The following is a 16,908-nucleotide window of genomic DNA, read 5'->3' on the forward strand; positions in this document are numbered from 1 at the left end:
GCGTCTGTAAGGACGTCTTCGCGAGCAGGCTCGCTCCCACATTGGAATGCATTTCAACTGTGGGAGCGGGCCTGCTCGCGAATGGCCGCACTGCAAATCTCAAGCAGTGACCGCTGCCTCGGCTATCCCAAGAAACCGGCACAACTCCCCGCGCTTGGCCAACGCATCCCGCCGCCCCAAATCAATCAATTCGCTGCAATACCCCGCCTCGAACAGCAGATAGCTCAGCACCCCCGCCCCGCTCGTCTTGGTCGCCCCTGGCCCGCGCAGAAACAGACGCAGCGCCGCCGGCAACTCCTGCCGATGCCGCGCCGCAATTTCGTCGATCGGCTGACTGGGCGAAATCACCAGCACTTCCACCGGCGCCACTCCCAGTGCGCGCGTCGGCGTGCCATCAGGCATCAAGTGGCTGAACTGGTTTAGACGCTGCAACAGCTCGATGTCACTTTCCAGGCTGTCAATGAACGTGCTGTTGAGCAGGTGTCCGCCGATCTGTGCCAGGCTCGGCTGCTGGCCGGTGTAGGCGCGTTGCAGCGGTTGTTCCGGGTCGATGCCGCGGGGGTTGCCGCTGACGCCCACTACCAGCACTCGGCTGGCGCCCAGGTGCAGCGCCGGACTGATCGGTGCCGACTGACGTACCGCGCCGTCGCCGAAATACTCTTCACCGATTTTGACTGGCGCAAACAACAGCGGGATGGCGGAACTGGCCAGCAAGTGATCGACGGTCAATTGAGTGGGGACGCCGATTCGCCGATGGCGCAACCAGGCATTGATGGTGCCGCCGCCCTGATAAAAGGTCACCGCCTGACCGGACTCGTAGCCGAACGCGGTCACCGCAACCGCCTGCAACTGCTTCTGTGCAATGGCCTCGGCAATCCCGCTCATCTGCAGTTTGTCGTCGAGCAATCCGCGCAGCGGCGAACTGTTGAGCAAAGCCACCGGCACCTGAGCACCAATCCCGAGCAAACTGTGGCTGACAAAACGGCTGGCCTGGTGGATCACGCCCGGCCAGTCGCTGCGCAGTACCAGATGACTGCGAAAGCCCTGCCAGAAGGCTGTCAGACGTTGAATCGCACCACGAAAATCCATCGCCCCACTGGCGAGGCTGACCGCGTTGATTGCGCCGGCCGAGGTGCCGACAATCACCGGAAACGGATTGCTCGCACCGACCGGTAACAGCTCGGCAATCGCCGCCAGCACACCCACTTGATAGGCCGCCCGGGCCCCGCCGCCGGAAAGAATCAACCCTGTAACCGGTTCAGCAGGACTCATCGCAACACTCCTTGGTGCTTATAAGGGCGGTGGTTCAACCGCGTTTTGCGTACAGCTTCGGCTCGCCCGGCGGACGACTCTTGAAGCGACGATGAGCCCAAAGGTATTGCTGCGGACATTCGCGCAAGACACCTTCGATCCATTGGTTGATCCGCAGGCAGTCGGCTTCTTCGGTTTCGCCGGGAAAACCTTCGAGCGGCGCATGAATCACCAGTCGATAACCGCTGCCATCCGCCAGACGTTCCTGAGTGAACGGCACCACCAGCGCCTTGCCCAACCGCGCAAACTTGCTGGTGGCAGTAACGGTAGCGGCCTGAATCCCGAACAGCGGCACGAAGATACTTTGCTTGGCGCCATAGTCCTGATCCGGTGCGTACCAGATTGCCCGACCTGCGCGCAGCAATTTGAGCATGCCGCGCACGTCGTCGCGCTCCACCGCCAGCGAATCGACGTTGTGCCGCTCGCGCCCCAGGCGCTGGACGTAGTCGAACAACGGATTTTTGTGTTCGCGGTACATGCCATCAATGGTGTGCTGCTGGCCAAGCAACGCCGCGCCGATTTCCAGCGTGGTGAAATGAACGGCCATCAGGATCACGCCCTTGCCGTCACGCTGGGCTTTTTTCAAATACTCCAACCCTTCGACATGGGCCAGCTTTGCCAGACGCTCCCGCGACCACCACCAGCTCATGGCCATTTCGAAAAACGCGATGCCCGTTGAGGCGAAGTTTTCCTTGAGCAGGCGCTTGCGTTCGGCAGCGGTTTTTTCAGGGAAACACAGTTCGAGATTGCGCTTGGCAATGCGCCGTCTGTCGCCCGCTACTCGATACATCAATGCACCCAGGGCACGACCGATCGACAGCAACGCCGGATACGGCAACTGGACAATCAGCCACAATAGCCCCAAGCCACACCACAGCGGCCAGAAACGCGGAGAAAGAAATGCTGTTCGAAAACGCGGGCGATCCATTAAAGGTTCCGGAAAGACAATGGCCGCGCATTCTACATCGTTCGACCCGGCTTGCGGCTCGCGGGCGTTCTCGTTATAAGTCTCGGCACTTTTAGTGACAAGTCGTTGTATGCCGACCATGAGCCAAACCGAACCGCTAGACCAAGATCCCGTGTTCCAGCTGAAGGGCAGCATGCTCGCCATTACGGTGCTGGAACTGGCCCGTAACGACCTCGAGAACCTCGATCGTCAACTGGCCGCCAAGGTCGCCCAGGCGCCTAACTTCTTTAGTAACGCGCCACTGGTGCTGGCACTGGACAAACTCCCGGCCAGTGAAGGCGCAGTTGATCTGCCAGGCCTGATGCGCGTCTGCCGCCAGCATGGCCTGCGCACCCTGGCAATCCGTGCCAGTCGCATTGAAGACATCGCCGCGGCCATCGCGGTCGACCTGCCGGTGCTGCCACCGTCCGGCGCCCGTGAGCGTCCGCTGGACCCGCTCGAAGGCCAAGTCAAGAAAAAGCCGGAAAAACCGCCGGAGCCGACGATCAAGCCAACGAAGATCATCACCTCGCCCGTCCGCGGCGGGCAGCAGATTTATGCCCAGGGCTGCGATCTGGTGGTGATCTCGTCGGTCAGCCCGGGGGCGGAACTTCTCGCCGATGGGAACATCCATGTATACGGCCCGATGCGCGGTCGAGTGTTGGCCGGCGTCAAAGGCGACACGAAAGCCAGGATTTTCTGTCAGCAAATGAGCGCTGAACTGGTCTCCATCGCAGGCCACTACAAGGTTTCGGAGGATCTGCGTCGCGACCCTTTGTGGGGCGCGGGCGTACAGGTCAGCCTGTCGGGCGATGTGTTGAACATCATTCGGCTTTAACGGATACTGCCGCATTTTCCAAACATCTCTAAAACGTAGCGAAAACGGCTCAAACGAAGTAGGAAAAAGGTCATAAGCAGTGTTTACCCGAGGTAAGCGCCGTTCTGCACCGAATTCCAGCCAAGGCTGTCCGACTGCAGTAGTTTTTCTAGAGATGTTTTTCAGGGGCTAAATGTCCTTTTTCCTTAGGGGTGAAACACCTTGGCCAAGATTCTCGTGGTTACATCCGGCAAGGGTGGTGTGGGTAAGACCACCACCAGTGCTGCTATCGGTACCGGCCTCGCACTGCGCGGTCACAAAACAGTTATCGTCGACTTCGACGTCGGTTTGCGTAACCTCGACCTGATCATGGGTTGCGAGCGCCGTGTGGTGTATGACTTCGTCAACGTGGTAAACGGCGAAGCCAACCTGCAACAAGCCCTGATCAAAGACAAACGCCTGGAAAACCTTTACGTACTGGCCGCCAGTCAGACCCGCGACAAAGACGCGCTGACTGTGGAAGGCGTGGAAAAAGTGTTGATGGCGCTGAAAGAAGACTTCGAATACGTGGTCTGCGACTCTCCGGCCGGCATCGAAAAAGGCGCCCACCTGGCCATGTACTTCGCAGACGAAGCGATTATCGTGACCAACCCGGAAGTGTCCTCGGTTCGTGACTCGGACCGTATGCTGGGCCTGCTGGCCAGCAAGTCCCGCCGCGCGGAAAAGGGCGAAGACCCGATCAAGGAACACCTGCTGCTGACCCGCTACAACCCGCAACGAGTCAGTGACGGCGAGATGCTCGGCGTCGAAGACGTCAAAGAGATTCTGGCGGTCGCCCTGCTGGGTGTCATTCCGGAATCCCAAGCAGTACTCAAAGCTTCCAACTCGGGCGTGCCAGTCATTCTCGACGACCAGAGCGATGCCGGTCAGGCATACAGCGATGCGGTCGATCGTCTGCTGGGCAAAACCGTGGAGCATCGTTTTCTCGATGTAACGAAGAAGGGATTCTTCGAGCGCCTGTTTGGAGGTAGATAATGAATCTTTTTGACTTCTTTCGTGCCAGCAAAAAGGTCAGCACCGCGTCGGTAGCGAAAGAGCGTCTGCAGATCATCGTGGCGCACGAACGCGGCCAGCGCAGTACACCGGACTACCTGCCAGCCTTGCAGAAGGAATTGGTCGAGGTCATCCGCAAGTACGTCAATATCGGGTCCGATGACGTGCACGTCGCTCTGGAAAACCAGGGCAGTTGCTCGATTCTGGAACTCAATATCACCCTGCCTGACCGCTAGTCGATCAGACAGGAGCCACGGCGGCTCAGAATCTTTGAGCCCCTGTAGGAGCTGCCGCAGGCTGCGATCTTTTGATCTTGTTTTTAAAGCAGAATCAAAAGATCGCAGCCTGCGGCAGCTCCTACACGGGACAATGAAGGTTCTGAGCCGCCGTTGGCGTTTGTTACGAGGCTGTTTTAATGCCGCTGTCCAACATCCGCATCATCCATCAGGACGCCGCCGTACTGGTGGTGAACAAACCGACCCTGCTGCTCTCTGTCCCTGGCCGGGCTGATGACAACAAGGATTGCCTGATTACCCGCCTGCAAGAAAACGGCTACCCGGAAGCGCGAATCGTCCATCGTCTGGACTGGGAAACCTCCGGCATTATTCTGTTGGCCCGTGATCCGGACACGCATCGCGAACTGTCTCGGCAATTTCACGACCGCGAAACCGAAAAGGCCTACACCGCCCTGTGCTGGGGACAACCGGAACTGGACAGTGGCAGCATCGATCTGCCCTTGCGCTACGACCCGCCGACCAAGCCTCGCCATGTGGTCGACCATGAATTCGGCAAACATGCCCTGACCTTCTGGCGGGTATTGGAGCGTTGCGGCGACTGGTGTCGTGTCGAATTGACGCCGATCACCGGCCGCTCCCATCAGTTGCGCGTGCACATGCTCTCCATCGGTCATCCGCTACTGGGTGACGGGCTGTATGCCCACGAGCAAGCACTGGCCGCCTGGCCACGACTTTGTTTGCACGCGAGCATGCTTAGCTTCACTCACCCGCAAAGCGGTGAACGCTTGCGCTTCGAGTGTCCTGCTCCTTTTTAGGTAACCGCCGAACCCAAAAAACGCCCTTCCACTGAAGGGCATTTTTATTTCTTGTTACAAATCACCATGTAAATGACGTGAGAAAATTGTCATGAATTTGTAATGAAACGTAAAATGCCGGCACTTTGAAAGCAGGCAGGAAGCTCTCGTGCTCAGCAACAAGACATTCCAAGACGACTTTCCATTCACCTTCTGCCTTTTCAATACCACGCTACACCTTAGCGAGCAGCCTTCAGCCGAAGCACAACAGGCGCTCGAACACCTCATACACAAACGACGCGCCCGCAAGCTCACCCGCGCGAGTGCACCGTTGGCCTCCGGCGACACGCCGCTGTTCGCCAAGGTCCAGCCGCTGGATACCTTGAAGGCAAAAGTGCGTGTGACCTTTGGCAAGCCACAGCGCAATGGTCGATTCGACTGGCCGCTGGAAGAGCTGATCAATACGCTCGAAGCGCAACGCCGTGGCGTACAAATGCCGCCGCTGCAAGGGTTCGGTTACACCAAGGACCGACTGGGGCTGACCCAGGAATATTTCATTATCACGCGCCTGCTCGACGATCATATCGACGGTGTGCAATGGCTTAAACGCAACCCGGACAGTGTCGAAACATTCATTCTCGACGCCTTCGAATTGCTGAGCTCCCTGTCCCGGAAGAGCATCACGCACATGGATTTCTGGGCTGGAAACATTATGATCCCGGAAACGCCGCGGACCCCGCTCAAAGCCATCGACTTTGAAAACTGCTTTGCCGGCCAGACAAACCATCAAAGCGAAACCCTCGGTTTTCAACTGGGCTTCTTCTATCGCCGGGACATCTACAAGCTCATCACCGAAGCCACCTATGACCGACTGGTGGACGAGTACATTCGACAGATCCCGGGTATCTCGAAGGAAAAATTCAACGAGGTATACCTCGCGAGCAAACATGAATATGTGGGCCGCAAGCAACGTCGCGAAGTGTTCCTCAATGGCAAGCTGATCACCGGTTGACTCATCCTCTTCGCCAATCGGCAGCCGGCGTACGTCGAATGGCATTGACTCTGCAATGCCAGGAGCCAATACGTTAAACTTGCGCCATTGCTGTCTGGAGCTACTTATGCGCGAAGAGTTGAACCAAGGCCTGATCGATTTCCTCAAGGCCTCCCCTACCCCATTCCATGCCACCGCCAGCCTTGTTCAGCGCCTGGAAGCGGCGGGCTATCAACGCCTTGACGAGCGCGAGCCATGGACCACCGAAGCCAACGGTCGTTACTACGTCACCCGTAACGACTCGTCGATCGTCGCGTTCAAAATGGGCCGTCATTCGCCCCTGCACGGCGGCATTCGCCTGGTTGGCGCGCACACCGACAGCCCGTGCCTACGGGTCAAACCCCAGCCGGAACTGCAACGTCAGGGCTTCTGGCAACTGGGCGTCGAAGTCTATGGCGGCGCACTGCTGGCACCATGGTTCGACCGTGACCTGTCCCTGGCCGGCCGCGTGACCTTCCGCCGTGACGGCAAAGTCGAGAGCCAGCTGGTCGACTTCAAGGCGCCGATCGCCATCATCCCGAACCTGGCCATTCACCTGAACCGTGAAGCCAACATGGGCTGGGCGATCAACGCCCAGACCGAACTGCCGCCGATCCTTGCGCAATTTGCCGGTGACGAGCGTGTGGACTTCCGTGCCGTGCTCACCGATCAACTCGCCCGCGAACATGGCTTGAACGCCGACGTGGTGCTCGACTATGAGCTGAGCTTCTACGACACCCAAAGCGCTGCGGTCATCGGCCTGCATGGCGACTTCATTGCCGGGGCGCGCCTGGACAACCTGCTGTCGTGCTATGCCGGCCTGCAAGCCTTGCTGACCACCGAAACCGACGAAACCTGCGTGCTGGTCTGCAACGACCACGAAGAAGTCGGTTCCTGCTCGGCCTGCGGCGCCGATGGCCCGATGCTGGAACAGACGCTGCGTCGCCTGCTGCCTGAAGGCGATGAGTTCGTGCGCACCATTCAGAAATCCCTGCTGGTCTCGGCTGACAACGCCCACGGCGTGCATCCCAACTACGCCGACAAGCACGATGCCAATCACGGCCCGAAACTCAACGCCGGCCCGGTGATCAAGGTCAACAGCAACCAGCGCTACGCCACCAACAGCGAAACCGCCGGGTTCTTCCGTCACCTGTGCATGGCCGAAGAAGTGCCGGTACAGAGCTTCGTGGTGCGCAGCGACATGGGTTGCGGCTCGACCATCGGCCCGATCACCGCCAGTCACCTGGGCGTGCGCACCGTCGACATCGGCCTGCCAACCTTCGCCATGCACTCGATCCGTGAACTGTGCGGCAGCCATGATCTGGCGCACCTGGTCAAAGTGCTGAGCGCGTTTTACGCCTGCCGCGAACTGCCGTAATCCCTAAAACAATCGCGCCTCTGTAGGAGCTGCCGAAGGCTGCGATCTTTTGATCTTGTTTTTAAAAGCAACAATCAAAAGATCGCAGCCTTCGGCAGCTCCTACAATTCAAAATCGACCTAAACTTTAAAACATCCCCTACGACAAGGCAGTCGCTCATGATCTCGTTGTCTTCGTTTCATGCCATGCTGATCCCGATTCTTGCCGGGATGATCATGCTGGCAATCGGTTTCAATTTTCGCGACAAGAACGCCGGCGTGTTCGCGATGTGGATCGGCATGTTGATGATCCTCGCCACCGTGGTTTTCAAGATCCTCGCCAAACTCAACGAATAAATCCTCGCCCCTGGCTCGCATTGATTTTGACGGGCTCGTACACTCGGTCGATCTGCTCATCCCGAGGTTGACCGCCTAGTGTTCGCTCGTCTTTTTGCCCTGCCGTGTTTGCTCCTTGCCTGCCTCATGACGCTGCTGCCGATGGCACCCGCTCAGGCGGTCGGCCTGCCCAGCCTGCTCAACAGCTCGGCAAAACAGCCAGAGGCGCAAGAGCCCTTGGGGCAATCCCTGGACGAAGTGATCAAGTCGCTGGAGAACGATCAGCAACGCACCAAATTGCTGGCGGATTTGAAGAAGCTGCGCGATGCCACCAAAAAGGCCCAGCCAGTCGCCGAAGAAGGCGTCCTGGGACTGATCGGTGGCACCCTCGCCAGTTTCGAAAAACAGTTTTCCGGCGCGGACAGCCCTCTCACTCGCTGGTCCGAAGAGTTCAAACTGGCTGAGGATGAACTGACAGCGCTGGTGCTGCCGGCCAATGAATGGCTGCCGATCATCTTTGCCTTTGCCATGATCCTGATGCTCTGGAGCTTGTTGGCCGCCGCGCTAATCTGGGTCAGCCACCGGGTGCGGATGCGCTTTGGCCTGACCGAAGAACTGCCGCAGCACCCCAAGGCCCTGGACATGTTGCGCTTCGCCCTGCGCAAACTCGGGCCGTGGCTGATTGCTTTGGTCATGACGGTCTACATGAGCTACGCCCTGCCCTCGTCATTGGGCAAAAGCCTGGCGATGGTGTTGGCTTATGCGCTGGTGGTCGGCACCTGTTTTTCGGCAATCTGCGTGATCGCCTTTTCGGTGCTCGACGGCCCACACCGCCACCGCGCCTTGTACATCCTGCGGCATCAAGCCTTTCGACCGCTGTGGCTGATCGGCAGTTTCGCCGCCTTCGGTGAAGCCCTGAGCGATCCGCGACTGGTCGAAAGCCTTGGTATTCATCTGGCGCACACCGCCGCGACGGTCGCCAACGTACTGGCGGCATTGTCCACGGGGCTGTTCATCCTGCGGTTCCGTCGCCCCATCGCCCACTTGATCCGCAACCAACCGCTGTCCCGACGCCTGACCCGCCGCGCCCTCAGCGACACGATCGAGATCCTCGGGACCTTCTGGTACATGCCGGCGCTGGTGCTGGTGGGTATTTCGCTGTTCGCCACGTTCGTCTCGGCCGGCGATACCAGCACCGCACTGCGTCAGTCGCTGATCTGCACCGTGCTGCTGGTGTTGTGCATGGTCATCAACGGCTTGGTGCGCCGCCATTCACTCAAACCTCAGCGCAGCGTGAAGCGTCATGCACTGTATTCGGATCGCCTGAAAAGCTTCTTCTACACACTCGCCCACTTGGTGGTGTGGCTGGCGTTCATCGAGCTCGGCCTGCGGGTCTGGGGCATGTCGCTGATCCGATTCACCGAAGGCGAAGGCCATGAAGTCAGCGTCAAACTGTTCAGCCTCGGCGGCACGCTGATTTTTGCCTGGCTGATCTGGATTCTCAGCGACACCGCCGTGCATCACGCCCTCACACGCTCGCGCAAAGGCCTGGCAAATGCCCGCGCGCAGACAATGATGCCGTTGATCCGCAACGTGTTGTTCGTGGCGATTTTCATCATTGCGCTGATCGTCGCCCTGGCGAACATGGGCATGAACGTCACACCCTTGCTGGCCGGTGCCGGCGTGATCGGTCTGGCCATCGGTTTCGGTGCACAGTCGCTGGTGGCGGACCTGATCACCGGGCTGTTCATCATCATCGAAGACTCGCTGGCCATCGACGACTACGTGGACGTTGGCGGCCACCTGGGCACCGTCGAAGGGCTGACCATTCGTACCGTGCGCCTGCGGGACATCGACGGCATCGTCCACACCATTCCGTTCAGCGAAATCAAAAGCATCAAGAACTACTCCCGGGAGTTCGGCTACGCGATTTTCCGGGTGGCGATACCTTCCAATATGGACATCGATAACGCGATCAAACTGATGCGCGACGTCGGCCAGAAGATGCGCAACGACCCACTGCAACGGCGCAACATCTGGTCGCCACTGGAGATTCAGGGTGTCGAGAGTTTCGAGTCAGGCAACGCGATTCTTCGTGCCCGGTTCAAGACCGCACCGATCAAGCAATGGGAAGTGTCCCGAGCGTTCAACCTGTCACTCAAGCGGCACCTGGACGAAGCCGGGCTCGATCTGGCGACGCCACGCATGAGCGTGCAAGTCATCGCGGCAGGTGGCGGCCAAGTGCAGGAATAGCACTTAACTGCGGCGCTAAAGTCATAGGCACTGAAGCCAAAAAACAATAGCCAAGGAGAGTATCGATGCAGCTGACCCGCATTGCACAAACGTGTTTGCTGACCTTGTTCGGCGCACTGGCCGGCCACGCCAGCGCCGACACACTGGAAGGCGCCCGCACGCACATCGCCGAACAGGCCAAAGCCCTGGAACCCGAGCTGCTGGAAACCCGCCGCGATATCCACGCCCATCCGGAACTGGGCAACACCGAAAAACGCACGTCGGAACTGGTCGCCAAACAACTCCGCGCCATGGGCCTGGAAGTGAAAACCGACGTAGCCCGCACTGGCGTCGTCGCCATCCTCAAAGGCGCTCTGCCCGGACCGACCGTAGCATTGCGTGCCGACATGGATGCACTGCCAGTCAAGGAAGTCTCGGACCTGCCTTTCGCCTCGAAAGCCAAAGGCACCTACCTCGGTAAAGAAGTCGACGTGATGCACGCCTGCGGCCACGACGCTCATACCGCAATCCTGCTTAGCACGGCGAAAATTCTTACTGGCATGCGCGAAACCTTGCCCGGCACGGTGGTGTTCTATTTCCAACCGGCAGAAGAAGGCCCAAGCGATTTTATCCCCGATGGCAAAAACACCTGGGGGGCAAAAATGATGATTGAAGAAGGCGTGATGAAATCGCCGAAACCGGACGCGGTCTTCGGCCTGCACGTCTGGGCCGGCATCCCCGCCGGCCGGATCGCCTATCGCCCCGGCCCGACCCTGGCCAGCTCCGATGACCTGCGCATTAAAATTCTCGGCAAGCAGACCCACGCCGGGCGCCCGTGGGACGGTATCGACCCGATCACCGTCGGCGCGCAAACCATCGTCGGCCTGCAAACAGTGGTCAGCCGCCGGACAGACATCTCGTCTTATCCATCAGTGGTCAGCATTGGCACGATCAACGGCGGCACCCGTTACAACATCATTCCCGAGTCCGTGGACATGAGCGGCACTATCCGCTCCTACGACTACGCCATCCGCCAGAAGCTGCACGCAGACGTGCGCCAGACCGTCGAGAAAATCGCCGAAAGCGGCGGTGCCAAAGCTGAAGTGACGATCATCGAAAAGTATGACCCGACGATCAACAACCCGGCGCTGACCGAGAAAATGCTGCCGACCTTGCGCTGGGCGGCCAAGGACGACGTGGTGCAAGGGCCGTTGGTGGGCGGGGCGGAAGATTTTTCCTTCTACGCCAAAGAGGCGCCAGGGCTGTTTGTATTTTTGGGAGTCACGCCCAAAGATCAGGACATGAGCAAGGCTGCGCCGAATCATAATCCGGGGTTCTTCGTGGATGAGGCGGCGCTGGTGGTGGGCGTGCGGACGTTGGCGTCTTTGGCCACGGACTATCTCTACGCTAACGCCAAACCCTGAGTCAGAAACCTCGCCCCCTAAAACGCAGACAAAAAAAATCCCCGAACCAGTCGGGGATTTTTTATGTTCGATCAATCAGCCCGAGAGCGGATCAATCTTCGCGATAGCGACGCAGCTTCAACTGCTTACCGGCAACGCGAGTGTCCTTCAGCTTGGTCAGCAGACGCTCCAGACCATCTTCCGGCAGCTCAACGAGGCTGAAGCTGTCACGCACCTGGATGCGACCGATTGCTTCGCGAGCCAGACCACCCTCATTGAGGATAGCGCCCAGCAGGTTCTTGGCAGCGATACCATCACGCGCACCCAGCGCGGTACGGCAACGAGCACGACCTTCGGCCAATGGAACCGGAGCACGACGCTCACGATCACCACGGTCGGGACGATCACCGGTACGCTCTGGACGATCGCCACGCGGTGCGTTGTTCGGCACCAGTGGACGTTCTTTCTCGATGGCAGCCAAGGTCAATGCTTGAGCATTGGTAGCCTTGCGCAGCAGAGCAGCGGCCAGGGCACGCGGGGTGCAACCGATATCGGCAGTCAGGCGATCCAGCAGATCACCATGGGTCGATTCGGCATCAGCCACCAGCGGCGACAGGCTGTTGGTCAGTTTCTTGATGCGAGCATCGAGAACAGCCTGAGCGTCCGGCAGGCGAACTTCGGCCACTTTCTGACCGGTTACACGCTCGATCACTTGCAGCATGCGGCGCTCACGTGGAGTCACCAGCAGCAGTGCACGACCTTCGCGACCGGCACGGCCAGTACGGCCGATACGGTGAACGTAGGACTCTGGATCGTACGGCATGTCAACGTTGAATACGTGAGTGATGCGCGGAACGTCCAGACCACGAGCAGCAACGTCGGTCGCCACAACGATGTCCAGACGGCCATCCTTGAGGGATTCGATCACGCGCTCACGTTGGTTCTGAGCAATGTCACCGTTCAGCGCAGCGGCTTTGTAGCCTTTGGCTTCCAGGGCACTGGCCAGGTCCAGGGTCGCTTGCTTGGTGCGCACGAACATGATCAGGGCATCGAAGTCTTCAACTTCCAGCAGGCTCAATACAGCCGAGGTCTTCTGGTCAGCGTGAACCAACAGGTGAGCCTGTTCGATCGCGGTAACGGTCTGAGTCTTGGTCTGGATCTTCACGTGTTGCGGATCGCGCAGATGGCGTTCGGCAATGGCACGGATCGACTGCGGCAAGGTGGCCGAGAACAATACGGTCTGACGGGTTGGAGGCAACGACTTGAAGATAACTTCGAGGTCGTCCATGAAACCCAGTTTGAGCATTTCGTCCGCTTCGTCGAGAACCAGGTGGTTCACGGTCGACAGAACTTTTTCGTCGCGACGCAGGTGGTCGCACAGACGGCCCGGAGTGGCGACAACGATCTGTGCGCCATTACGGATTGCTTTCAGTTGTGGACCCATAGGGGCGCCGCCGTAAACGGCCACAACGGTAACGCCTGGCATTTGCTTGGCGTAGGTTTCGAAAGCGGTTGCTACTTGCAGCGCCAACTCACGGGTTGGCGCCAGGATCAGGGCTTGCGGCTCGCGCTTAGCAGGATCGATGCGATGCAGGATCGGCAGGGCGAACGCAGCGGTTTTACCCGTACCGGTTTGCGCCTGACCAATCATGTCGTGACCGGCCATGATGATCGGGATCGATTGCTGCTGAATAGCCGAAGGTTCTTCGTAGCCAGTCGCGATGACGGCTGCAAGAATGTTCGGATTAAGATTAAAAGCGGCGAAGCCGCCGGTTTCCTGGGTCATGGGTCTGCCTCTAAGTGCATCCGCAAAGACCCATGCTCCAAAGCTGCGCATGCCGTGTAAGACTCAAGAGTCGCCCTGGCTGCTTTGTCGGCGGGGATTTGCGAAAACGAATGAATGAAAAAGATTCGTCAAGGGAGAGTCCGCTGTGCGGACGTGCAGCCGAAGCTGACTTCGGGGAATTGCGCTACCTAAACGCGGCCCGGTTAAAGGCCGGCGCGCACTATACCGGAATTCGCTCAAAAAGGGAGCTTTATTTGTCGGAAAACTGCCGTTTACAGCGTTCTGTCACACGCTTTGCGGATAATCGGGTAACGGTCTATTTTTCCAAGGCCCTGCCCTGCTGACGATCGCGCTAAAACGGTTCACCCTTGTGACGCCGACCTGCCATCTCACATACCCCTACCCATCCCTTCCCGCCCGAGGAAATGCACCATGAATCAGCCCTGCTCCAGTCGTGTGAGCCGTGAACGGCACGGTCATGTCCTGATGATCGGCTTGGATCGGGTGGCCAAACGCAACGCCTTCGATCTCGACCTGCTCAATGAATTGAGCCTGGCCTATGGCGAGTTCGAGGCCGACAGCGAAGCGCGGGTGGCGGTGGTATTCGGCCATGGTGAGCATTTCACCGCAGGGCTGGACCTGGTCAGCGCCAGCGCGGCCCTGGCTGAAGGCTGGCAGGCCCCGCCCGGAGGCTGCGATCCGTGGGGGGTGTTCGCCGGCCCCAGAGTGAGCAAACCGGTAATTGTCGCCGCGCAAGGCTACTGCCTGACCATCGGTATCGAATTGATGCTGGCCGCCGATATCAACCTGTGCGCCAGCAACACCCGTTTCGCTCAGAAAGAGGTGCAACGCGGGCTCTTCCCGTTCGGCGGCGCCACGTTGCGCCTGCATCAGGTCGCTGGCTGGGGCAATGCCATGCGCTGGCTGCTGACCGGCGATGAATTCGATGCCCATGAGGCGTTGCACCTGGGGTTGGTGCAGGAAGTCATGGCCAGCGAGGATTTACTGCCACGGGCGATTGAGCTGGCTGAGCGGATTGCCCGGCAGGCGCCGCTTGGGGTTCAGGCGACGTTGATGTCTGCAAGACAGGCGCGTTATGAAGGGGAAACCGCGGCGGCTCAGGCGTTACCGCCGATGGTGAAGAAGTTGCTGGCCAGTGAGGATGCCCAGGAAGGCGTGCGGGCGATGATCGAGAAGCGGCAAGGCGTGTTCAAAGGGCTTTGAGAGATGTATTGGCTGTGATGGCCCCTTCGCGAGCAGGCTCGCTCCCACATTTGAAATGCATTCCCCTGCGGGAGCGAGCCTGCTCGGAAGAGGCCATCACAGGCGACAACATCACGTCGCCGGGCGAATTGCCTTGATCAATGACTGCAACGAATACCCCAAGCGCGGCGCCAGTCCTTCGGCGCGGGCGATCAAGCCGTCCATGTCCAGTTCCTGATCCAGCTCCGAAGGCACGAGCAGAATCACATTGCCCTCCTTCACCGGCAGTTCCCAGTAATGCCGGTGATAGAGGCCGCGAAACAATGCGGCGCCCAACGGTTTGCCATCGTCGGTGGCCCACTGATTGATCACCAGCCAACCACCCGGGTTCAGGCGTTTCTGACAGTTTTCCAGGAAATTCCACGCCAGATGCCCGACACCCGGCCCGACATCGGTATACAGGTCGACGAAAATCAGATCCGCCGGCTCAGCGGTATCGAGCAGCTCCAGCGCATCGCCCACCCGGATATACAGCCGCGGATCGTCATCCAGCCCAAGGAATTCAATAGCCAGGCGCGGTACGTCGGGGCGCAGCTCGATGGCTTCGACGTCTTCCAGCGGCAGGAACTTGAGGCAGGCCTGGGTCAGGGTGCCAGCACCAAGGCCGAGGAACAGCGCGCTTTCCGGCTGCTCGTGGCACAACGCGCCAATCAGCATCGCCCGGGTGTAATCGTATTCGAGCCAGCTCGGGTCAGCCGTGAACACGCAGCTCTGTTCGATGGCATCACCAAACTCGAGAAAACGGTAATCAGCCACTTCCAGCACGCGAATCACGCCGAACTCATCCTGTACCTCGGCGAGCAGATGCTCGACGCGCTCCTCAGTCATTTCGTCTCCTGATCGTCGCCGTGCCCGGCAACGTACTAAAACCGCGTAGTGGCGCGGCAAAAGCGCGATTGTCCGCGAAGCGACGGGAACAGGTCACGCACTAATTGCTGATAACATGACAGTCCGAGCGTAAAACACTAGAGACCGTGATGAGCCAACCCTGGAGCCCTGACAGCTGGCGCGCCCTGCCGATCCAGCAACAACCCCATTACCCCGACGCAGCGCATTTGCTGCACGTCGAGCAAACACTAGCCAGTTATCCGCCGCTGGTGTTTGCCGGTGAAGCCCGGGAGTTGCGCCGTCAGTTTGCCGAAGTGACCCAGGGCCGCGCGTTTCTGCTGCAGGGCGGCGATTGTGCCGAAAGCTTCGCCGAGTTCTCCGCCGCGAAAATCCGCGACACCTTTAAAGTCCTGCTGCAAATGGCGATTGTCATGACCTTCGCCGCCGGTTGCCCGGTGGTCAAGGTCGGGCGCATGGCCGGGCAGTTCGCCAAACCGCGTTCGGCCAACGATGAAACCATCGACGGCGTAACCCTGCCGGCCTACCGTGGCGACATCGTCAACGGCATCGGCTTCGACGAAAAAAGCCGCGTGCCGGACCCGGAGCGCTTGCTCCAGTCCTACCACCAGTCCACTGCGACCCTGAACCTCTTGCGTGCCTTCGCCCAGGGCGGTTTTGCCGACCTGCATCAGGTGCACAAGTGGAACCTGGACTTCATCGCCAACTCGGCGCTGGCCGAGAAGTACAGCCACCTGGCCGATCGCATCGATGAAACCCTGGCGTTCATGCGCGCCTGCGGCATGGACAGTTCGCCGCAACTGCGCGAAACGAGTTTCTTCACCGCCCACGAAGCGCTGTTGCTGAACTATGAAGAAGCCTTCGTGCGTCGCGACAGCCTGACCAACGATTACTACGATTGCTCGGCGCACATGCTGTGGATCGGCGACCGCACCCGTCAGCTCGACGGCGCTCACGTCGAGTTCCTGCGTGGCGTGAACAATCCGATCGGGGTCAAAGTCGGCCCAAGCATGAACACCGAAGACCTGATTCGCCTGATCGACGTGCTCAACCCGGACAACGATCCGGGGCGTCTGAACCTGATTGCGCGAATGGGTGCGAACAAGGTCGGCGATCACCTGCCGCAACTGGTCCGTGCCGTGCAGCGCGAAGGCAAGCAAGTGCTGTGGAGTTGCGACCCGATGCACGGCAACACCATCAAGGCCAGCAGCGGCTACAAGACTCGCGACTTTGCCCAGATCCTTGGTGAGGTGAAGCAATTCTTCCAGGTTCACGAAGCGGAAGGCACGTATGCCGGCGGCATCCACATCGAGATGACCGGGCAGAATGTCACTGAGTGCATTGGTGGGGCGCGGCCGATTACCGAAGACGGGTTGTCGGACCGGTACCACACCCATTGCGACCCGCGGATGAACGCCGATCAGTCGCTGGAGTTGGCGTTTTTGATTGCCGAGACGTTGAAACAAGTCCGGCGGTGAATCTGTAAATCTTGGGTTGCC

General features: G+C 59.4%; 16 protein-coding genes. 12 read left to right on the forward strand and 4 right to left on the reverse strand.

Annotation, left to right across the window (positions count from 1 at the left end; translation table 11 throughout):
- Positions 1-99: 99 nt before the first annotated feature.
- Both EAH74_RS17700 and EAH74_RS17705 read right to left on the reverse strand, forming a co-directional pair.
- Entirely contained in the window at positions 100-1,272 is a 1,173-nt protein-coding gene (locus tag EAH74_RS17700; RefSeq protein ID WP_123366233.1) for a patatin-like phospholipase family protein, read from the reverse strand.
- A 34-nt stretch (positions 1,273-1,306) separates the two neighbouring features.
- Positions 1,307-2,239, reverse strand: a complete 933-nt coding sequence (locus EAH74_RS17705) for a lipid A biosynthesis lauroyl acyltransferase (protein WP_140680102.1) — start codon at positions 2,237-2,239, stop codon at positions 1,307-1,309.
- A 118-nt stretch (positions 2,240-2,357) separates the two neighbouring features.
- Here EAH74_RS17705 and minC point away from each other — a divergent pair, with 118 nt between their 5' ends.
- The 9 genes from minC to EAH74_RS17750 all read left to right on the forward strand — a co-directional run bounded on the left by minC (position 2,358) and on the right by EAH74_RS17750 (position 11,535).
- The gene (minC, locus tag EAH74_RS17710; RefSeq protein WP_095129096.1) at positions 2,358-3,095 is read left to right on the forward strand and encodes a septum site-determining protein MinC; all 738 of its coding nucleotides are present in this window, start codon (positions 2,358-2,360) and stop codon (positions 3,093-3,095) included.
- Positions 3,096-3,296: 201 nt separating this feature from the next.
- Complete coding sequence (gene minD / locus EAH74_RS17715; RefSeq protein ID WP_129436963.1) at positions 3,297-4,109, forward strand: septum site-determining protein MinD; 813 nt, start codon at positions 3,297-3,299, stop codon at positions 4,107-4,109.
- The gene (gene minE / locus EAH74_RS17720; protein WP_007898843.1) at positions 4,109-4,363 is read left to right on the forward strand and encodes a cell division topological specificity factor MinE; all 255 of its coding nucleotides are present in this window, start codon (positions 4,109-4,111) and stop codon (positions 4,361-4,363) included. Before minD ends, minE begins: the two co-directional genes overlap by 1 nt.
- Positions 4,364-4,542: 179 nt before the next feature.
- Entirely contained in the window at positions 4,543-5,178 is a 636-nt protein-coding gene (locus EAH74_RS17725) for an RluA family pseudouridine synthase (protein ID WP_008146175.1), read from the forward strand.
- Between the two features lie 148 nt (positions 5,179-5,326).
- The gene (locus EAH74_RS17730; RefSeq protein WP_140680104.1) at positions 5,327-6,169 is read left to right on the forward strand and encodes a hypothetical protein; all 843 of its coding nucleotides are present in this window, start codon (positions 5,327-5,329) and stop codon (positions 6,167-6,169) included.
- Between the two features lie 106 nt (positions 6,170-6,275).
- Positions 6,276-7,565, forward strand: coding sequence for a M18 family aminopeptidase (locus EAH74_RS17735; protein ID WP_046047516.1), 1,290 nt, complete (start codon positions 6,276-6,278; stop codon positions 7,563-7,565).
- Positions 7,566-7,723: 158 nt separating this feature from the next.
- Positions 7,724-7,900 (forward strand): hypothetical protein, encoded by a 177-nt coding sequence (locus EAH74_RS33105; RefSeq protein ID WP_170206229.1) that lies wholly within the window; start codon positions 7,724-7,726, stop codon positions 7,898-7,900.
- A 78-nt stretch (positions 7,901-7,978) separates the two neighbouring features.
- Positions 7,979-10,132, forward strand: coding sequence for a mechanosensitive ion channel family protein (locus tag EAH74_RS17745; RefSeq protein ID WP_140680105.1), 2,154 nt, complete (start codon positions 7,979-7,981; stop codon positions 10,130-10,132).
- A 65-nt stretch (positions 10,133-10,197) separates the two neighbouring features.
- Complete coding sequence (locus EAH74_RS17750) at positions 10,198-11,535, forward strand: amidohydrolase (protein WP_140680107.1); 1,338 nt, start codon at positions 10,198-10,200, stop codon at positions 11,533-11,535.
- A gap of 91 nt (positions 11,536-11,626) precedes the next feature.
- On the opposite strand, the gene EAH74_RS17755 is transcribed toward EAH74_RS17750, so the two are convergent.
- Positions 11,627-13,300 (reverse strand): DEAD/DEAH box helicase, encoded by a 1,674-nt coding sequence (locus tag EAH74_RS17755; protein ID WP_076027971.1) that lies wholly within the window; start codon positions 13,298-13,300, stop codon positions 11,627-11,629.
- Between the two features lie 110 nt (positions 13,301-13,410).
- Between EAH74_RS17755 and EAH74_RS33395 the strand changes: the two genes are divergently transcribed.
- Entirely contained in the window at positions 13,411-13,644 is a 234-nt protein-coding gene (locus EAH74_RS33395) for a hypothetical protein (RefSeq protein ID WP_240050526.1), read from the forward strand.
- A gap of 88 nt (positions 13,645-13,732) precedes the next feature.
- On the forward strand, positions 13,733-14,524 hold the full coding sequence (locus tag EAH74_RS17765; protein ID WP_140680108.1) for a crotonase/enoyl-CoA hydratase family protein: 792 nt from the start codon (positions 13,733-13,735) through the stop codon (positions 14,522-14,524).
- A gap of 111 nt (positions 14,525-14,635) precedes the next feature.
- Here EAH74_RS17765 and EAH74_RS17770 read toward each other — a convergent pair whose 3' ends face one another.
- Positions 14,636-15,391 carry a spermidine synthase gene (locus tag EAH74_RS17770; RefSeq protein WP_140680109.1) on the reverse strand — a complete coding sequence of 252 codons (756 nt, stop codon included), beginning with the start codon at positions 15,389-15,391 and terminating at the stop codon, positions 14,636-14,638.
- A gap of 149 nt (positions 15,392-15,540) precedes the next feature.
- On the opposite strand from EAH74_RS17770, the gene EAH74_RS17775 reads away from it, so the two are divergent.
- Positions 15,541-16,887 carry a class II 3-deoxy-7-phosphoheptulonate synthase gene (locus EAH74_RS17775; RefSeq protein ID WP_140680110.1) on the forward strand — a complete coding sequence of 449 codons (1,347 nt, stop codon included), beginning with the start codon at positions 15,541-15,543 and terminating at the stop codon, positions 16,885-16,887.
- Positions 16,888-16,908 lie beyond the last annotated feature (21 nt).

The organism is Pseudomonas mandelii (assembly GCF_006438925.1).
Taxonomy (GTDB): domain Bacteria; phylum Pseudomonadota; class Gammaproteobacteria; order Pseudomonadales; family Pseudomonadaceae; genus Aquipseudomonas; species Aquipseudomonas mandelii_C.